This window comes from Peribacillus sp. NPDC058075 (genome assembly GCF_042885195.1).
Classification (GTDB): domain Bacteria; phylum Bacillota; class Bacilli; order Bacillales; family DSM-1321; genus Peribacillus.
Genome location: NZ_JBHVSL010000010.1, coordinates 51070 through 57069, shown reverse-complemented (window position 1 = coordinate 57069; position 6000 = coordinate 51070). Strand labels below are relative to the sequence as shown.

Below are 6000 nucleotides of genomic sequence, written 5' to 3'. Positions count from 1 at the left end.
CTCTTCAGCGCCGATGGTAGTTGGGGGTTTCCCCCTGTGAGAGTAGGACGCCGCCAAGCCATTTCAAAAGATCAGCCATCCGGCTGGTCTTTTTTTGCATAATGCTAAGAAAAATCATTGGATATAAAGGGATTATCAATTATGGAAACTTTTATAAAGACATACACGTAATGAAATTCTTCATCATACATTGTTAAAAGCATCCCCGGTTCTCTTAAACTATTTAAATGAATGTATGCGAACAATGGTTTTTGGGGAGAATGCAGGTATGGAGGTGGAGATGTTGGGGACAACAACAACCAAAACAACGGCAGGGGAAACATGCGCGGTTTGTGAACAAATAAAAGGGATGGGTATACATCTATATACGACTTTTATTTGCGAGGAATGTGAAAGGGATATGATCGGGACGGATACGAACGACCCCAAGTACCAATATTACTTAAAGAAATTAAGGAAAATCACTAATCCTGAAATATTATCATGAAAAAATAGTTTGTGGAAAGTTAAAGAGTCAGAGAAAAAAGAAATGGTGTGTTTCTTTAATCTCTGATTCTTTTTTTAGTACTTTTGAAGAATGCTTGCCAACACGCTTCATGCTGCAGCCAGACTGTTTGGGGATACATAATCGCCTTCCTATTGTCGCAATATGAGATAAAATTGAACTTATTTGATAAAATGAAAAAATACTATGACGTGAGGAAAGAGAAAAATGAATCAATCACAGACACCATTGTTCGATGCAATGAGTGCATTTCATAAAAAAGGCCCAATATCCCTGCATGTCCCAGGACATAAAAATGGATGGGTGTTTAGTAAAAAGGGCCAAGCTTTATATAACCCCCTGCTTGGTATTGATGCCACGGAGTTAAGCGGTTTAGATGATCTGCATGCTCCAGAGGGCGCCATTTTAAAGTCCGAGCAACTACTCGCTGACCTATATGGGGTAAAGCGGAGTTATTTTCTCGTTAATGGGTCAACCGTAGGCAACCTTGCCATGATTCTTGCTACCTGCCGGGAAGGTGATAAGGTCCTTGTCCAAAGAAACTGCCATAAATCAATTTTACATGGATTGATGTTAGCGAATGTACAACCGATCTTTTTACAACCGGTTTACTATGAGAAATGGGGCATTGCTGGGGGTGTAAGTTCAAAATTAATTGAAGAAGCCTTGAGTGTACATCCAGATGTAAAAGCCATCATCGTTACCTATCCTAATTATTATGGTCTAGGTGAAGATTTGACGGAAATGGTAAGACTCGCACATCAAAAGGGGATTCCGGTGCTGGTGGACGAGGCACATGGCGCTCATTTTCAATTAGGAAGTCCGTTTCCAAAGCCGGCCATTTTGGCAGGGGCAGATGCCGTTGTCCATTCTGCGCATAAAACACTGCCGGCCATGACGATGGGGTCATTTCTTCATGTGAATTCATCCTTAGTAGATGTCGATCAAGTAGCATTTTATTTACAAATGCTTCAGTCGAGCAGTCCGTCTTACCCGATTATGGGATCGCTCGACTTGGCCAGAGCTTACTTAGCCGCTTTTACATCAGAAGATAAAAGTTCCCTTATTGATAAGATAGTAGATTTCAGAGGCGAATTAGGTACCCTGGAAACAGTAAGGGTGCTGGAGGCGCCACTAGGCATCGCGGCAGACCCGTTGAAAGTAGTCATTCAATCAACGAATGGATTAAGCGGGTTTGAGTTACAGCAGCTATGTGAAGCCGAAGGCATTTTTACGGAATTGGCTGATCGTGATAATGTATTACTGATTTTACCCTTATTAAAAGTGGGTGCAGAATTTCCTTTTCATGAAATCGTTCAAACAATAAAAAGTGCCACTGAAGGCAGACTTGGATTCAAGGAAGCGAATCTTGGAGAAAGCTTACCTGAACGAAGGTCAATGGCAGGACTTGAAATGCCATACTCCGTCATGAAGCATAGTAAATCAAAACCCGTCGCATTACACAAAGCAGTGGGTGAGATATCTGCAGAGATGGTCATTCCTTATCCACCAGGCATCCCTTTGATTATGTCCGGGGAAATGATTACCCCTGAACATATATCCATTTTGAGAAGCCTGCAAGAACTGGGATCAAGGTTTCATGGCGGTTCCTCCCTTTCAAACGGAGAATTGATCGTTTATGAAAGCGGTCAGACTGGATAAAATGTTATACTACAAACAAAGAACCTTGGAGGTACATCGATGAAACGTGGTATTTTTATAACAATGGAAGGGCCTGAGGGTGCCGGGAAAACAACAATTACCCAAATGCTTGGCAAGGCTCTGCAACAAGAAGGCTATCAAGTTCTATTAACGCGTGAGCCAGGGGGAGTTCCCATTTCGGAGCAAATTAGGGAAGTGATCCTTAATAAAGATAATACGGCCATGGACCCGAGGACAGAGGCTTTATTATACGCAGCAGCAAGGCGTCAGCATTTAGTGGAAGTGGTCATGCCGGAGTTGGAACGAGGGGGAATTGTCCTCTGTGACCGGTTTATAGACAGCTCGTTAGCCTATCAGGGCCATGCAAGGGGTTTGGATATAGAAGAAGTTTACAATATCAATAAATTCGCAATTGGAGATATGATGCCAGATGCCACGCTCTTTTTTGATATCGACCCAGAAGAGGGATTAAGACGTATCCAGTCCAATGGGGAAAGGGAAGTGAACCGGCTGGATCTTGAAGCGCTCGACTTCCATAAAAAAGTTTGTGAGGGGTATCAGTTCATTATAAATAGATGGAAAGACCGCTTTATCATCGTGGATGCAGGCCGGACAATAGATGAAGTCCTTGAAGAAACGAAAGCCAGCTTGTTGGATTTCTTAGCGAAAGCGGGAAACTGAATATATAGGTTTCCATATTATTCAACCAATACTATTCCAGGCAAGGACTAGTTGATATAATGGAGTTAGTAAAAATTCAGAGTAACCGGAGGATGATGAAAATGAAAATGATCATTGCTGTCGTACAAGACAAGGATAGTCATCGCCTGCTGAATCAATTAGTGGAAAATAATTTTGGAACGACCAAACTAGCCAGCACTGGCGGGTTTTTAAAATCAGGTAATACGACGTTTATGATTGGCACAGAGGATGAACGTGTTGACCAAGCCATTCAGATCATCAAACAGAATTGTCAGTCACGATCCCAATTAGTGTCACCGGTTTCACCGATGGGCGGGAATGCTGAGTCCTATGTTCCTTACCCAGTGGAGATTCAAGTAGGCGGTGCGACCATTTTTGTTCTGCCGGTTGAAAACTTTTTACAATTTTAACGGTTAGTTTCAGGGAGGCTCATTATGAAAATCAACCATGATATCCCTATTAAGCTGGATAAATCGCGTCAGGATGCCAAACAGTTTCAAACTGTAAATGGAAGATTTCAACAAATGGTCCAGACACAGGATCAAAAGATGCAAATCCAAACATTAAACCGTTTGATAGGCGATATTGAAGGGGCGGGCCAGCGTTTAGTAAGGTCACGTACTTTTAGGGAATTGGCAAAATATAAAGCACTGGTGAAACGGTTTGTTAAAGAAGCGGTTGAATATGGACTGGAACTGAAACAATCTACGAGCTGGAACGAATATGGACAAAGCCGGCCGTTGAAAACCGTGGAAACGATAGATGCAAGATTAGTTGAGTTAAGCGAGGAAATTCTTAATAAAGAGAAAAGCTCGCTTGAAATATTGGAAATGATAGGCGAGATTAAAGGTCTGCTGATTAATTTATATACTTAAGTGAGTTGATGGTTTTGGATAAAACATGGCAGGACATGAGTGAAATTCAGCCGCAGGTAATGACGATGCTGCAAAATAGCATAACGAAGAACAGGGTGGCTCATGCGTATTTATTTGAAGGCGAAAAAGGGACAGGTAAGCAAGAGATAAGCAGTGCCTTCGCCAAAAGCTTACTATGTGAAGCCCCGGCAGCAGGTTATGAGCCATGCGAACTTTGTCGGAATTGTAAACGGATTTCAAGTGGGAATCATCCTGATGTCCATTTGATAGAAAGAGACGGTCTCTCAATAAAGAAAGAACAAATCAAGGGGCTGCAGGAAGAATTTTCAAAAAAAAGCGTAGAGGCAGATCGAAAGGTTTATATGATTGCCGATGCGGACAAAATGTCGGTGGGGGCAGCCAACAGTCTATTGAAATTTTTAGAAGAACCTTCGGCTGATACTGTAGCCATATTGATGACCGAACAGCTTCATAGGATTCTGCCGACTATATTATCTAGGTGCCAAGTGATTTCATTCAAACCATTATCTCCGGAGAATGTGAGACGGAAGCTGATAGAACAGGAGTTAGAACCACAGCTGGCCTCGGTCATCGCACACATAACACAGAATGTGGAAGCTGGAATTGAGCTTAGCCGTGATGAATGGTTTGTACAAGCTCAAAAAATAGTGGTAAAATTATATGAAGTGTTAAAACTCAATTCCTTGAAGGCATTGCTGTACCTTCAGACGGATTGGTCCACACACTTTAAAGAAAGAGAACAGGTTGACAGAGGTCTTGATTTGTTACTTCTTATATATAAGGATTTATTATACATTCAGTTGGACAAAAAGGACTTCGTTGTATTCCAAAATAAACTGAAGGAATTTGAAACTCACGCTCTTCATCTTTCCCCAAGACGCCTTGCTGAACATATGGGTTGCATTTTGGAAGCAAAAAGGAAGCTGATGTCCAACACGAATCCACAGCTGTTGATGGAACAGCTTGTGCTGAATTTGCAGGAGGGATCATGATTTGTATGATGTTGTAGGTGTCCGTTTTAAAAAGGCGGGCAAAATATACTACTTTGATCCGGGTGAATTCACTATTCCTAAGGACGATTTTGTAATAGTGGAGACTGTCCGCGGTGTTGAATTCGGTAAAGTCGTTACAGCCCGTAAACAAGTAGATGAAAACGATGTTGTCCTGCCATTGAAAAAAGTACTTCGTGTCGCTGATGCAAAAGATAAGCTGATTGTAGACGAGAACAAGGCGGCTGCAGAGGAAGCTTACTCTATATGCTGTCAAAAGGTTGTTGAGCATAAGCTGGATATGAAGCTGGTTGATGTGTCATATACTTTCGACAGAAATAAAGTCGTGTTTTATTTTACAGCGGATGGTCGCGTGGATTTCCGTGATTTAGTCAAAGATTTAGCTGCCATATTCAGAACTCGCATAGAACTGCGCCAAATTGGGGTTAGGGATGAGGCAAAGATGCTTGGTGGCATCGGACCTTGTGGCAGAATGCTTTGTTGCTCCACATTTCTTGGGGATTTTGAACCGGTTTCCATCAAAATGGCGAAGGATCAGAATTTATCATTAAACCCTACAAAAATCTCGGGTTTATGCGGTCGATTGATGTGCTGTCTGAAATATGAAAATGATGAGTATGAAAGTGCGAAGGAAATGCTTCCTGATTTAGGTGAAATGATTAATACGCCTGGTGGCAAAGGCAAGGTAGTGGGGCTTAATATTCTAGAACGCGTACTTCAGATTGAACTAATCGAGCAAGAAAGAGTATTAGAGTATACTCTAGATGAGATTCTAAAAGAGGGAGCCGTTTCTATTCAAGCCACAGATTATTAAGGTGGTGGGAGAGCGTGGATAAGAAAGATATTTTTGAGTCGGTGACCAATATGGAAACCCAGATAGGCCAATTATATAAGCAGCTTGGAGAATTGAAGCAGAACTTAGCTGAAATCCTTGAGGAAAATCAATCGCTCAAGCTGGAGAACGAGCATTTGCGCCATCGGTTGGGCCTTGTGGGAGTCGAAACTGCTCCTGCTGCAGTCAAGGTCAAACAAAAAGTGAAAAACCGTACTGCAAGTGCGGACAAGGTTATGGATATCGGGGAAGGCTATGATAATTTAGCCCGTATCTATCAAGAAGGCTTTCACATTTGCAATCTGCATTTTGGCAGTTTAAGAAAAGAAGGAGATTGCCTGTTCTGTTTATCTTTTTTAAACAAGAAGTGATAATGGAATAATATAAAAGATG

Annotated in this window: 8 protein-coding genes; all 8 read left to right on the top strand. The window is 41.8% G+C overall.

The annotated features are described in order from the left end of the window. The first annotated feature begins 268 nt into the window (after positions 1-268). The 8 genes from ACFVS1_RS26250 (at position 269) to yabA (ending at position 5978) form a co-directional block, all read left to right on the top strand. A complete protein-coding gene (locus ACFVS1_RS26250) occupies positions 269-487 on the top strand; it encodes a sigma factor G inhibitor Gin (RefSeq protein WP_241594411.1) in 219 nt (72 codons plus the stop codon). Between the two features lie 225 nt (positions 488-712). After that, the gene (locus ACFVS1_RS26245; RefSeq protein ID WP_352926257.1) at positions 713-2167 is read left to right on the top strand and encodes an aminotransferase class I/II-fold pyridoxal phosphate-dependent enzyme; all 1455 of its coding nucleotides are present in this window, start codon (positions 713-715) and stop codon (positions 2165-2167) included. A 39-nt stretch (positions 2168-2206) separates the two neighbouring features. After that, positions 2207-2848, top strand: a complete 642-nt coding sequence (gene tmk / locus ACFVS1_RS26240) for a dTMP kinase (RefSeq protein ID WP_137019658.1) — start codon at positions 2207-2209, stop codon at positions 2846-2848. Between the two features lie 101 nt (positions 2849-2949). Further along, positions 2950-3279, top strand: coding sequence for a cyclic-di-AMP receptor (locus ACFVS1_RS26235; RefSeq protein ID WP_034316369.1), 330 nt, complete (start codon positions 2950-2952; stop codon positions 3277-3279). 24 nt (positions 3280-3303) lie between these two features. Continuing rightward, positions 3304-3744, top strand: a complete 441-nt coding sequence (locus ACFVS1_RS26230) for a YaaR family protein (RefSeq protein ID WP_387552069.1) — start codon at positions 3304-3306, stop codon at positions 3742-3744. An 8-nt stretch (positions 3745-3752) separates the two neighbouring features. Then, positions 3753-4757: a DNA polymerase III subunit delta' gene (gene holB, locus ACFVS1_RS26225; protein WP_387552066.1), complete on the top strand. Its 1005-nt coding sequence runs from the start codon at positions 3753-3755 to the stop codon at positions 4755-4757. A gap of 1 nt (position 4758) precedes the next feature. Next, positions 4759-5589: a PSP1 domain-containing protein gene (locus ACFVS1_RS26220; protein ID WP_241594416.1), complete on the top strand. Its 831-nt coding sequence runs from the start codon at positions 4759-4761 to the stop codon at positions 5587-5589. Between the two features lie 14 nt (positions 5590-5603). Beyond that, positions 5604-5978 (top strand): DNA replication initiation control protein YabA, encoded by a 375-nt coding sequence (gene yabA, locus ACFVS1_RS26215; RefSeq protein ID WP_352926260.1) that lies wholly within the window; start codon positions 5604-5606, stop codon positions 5976-5978. Positions 5979-6000 lie beyond the last annotated feature (22 nt).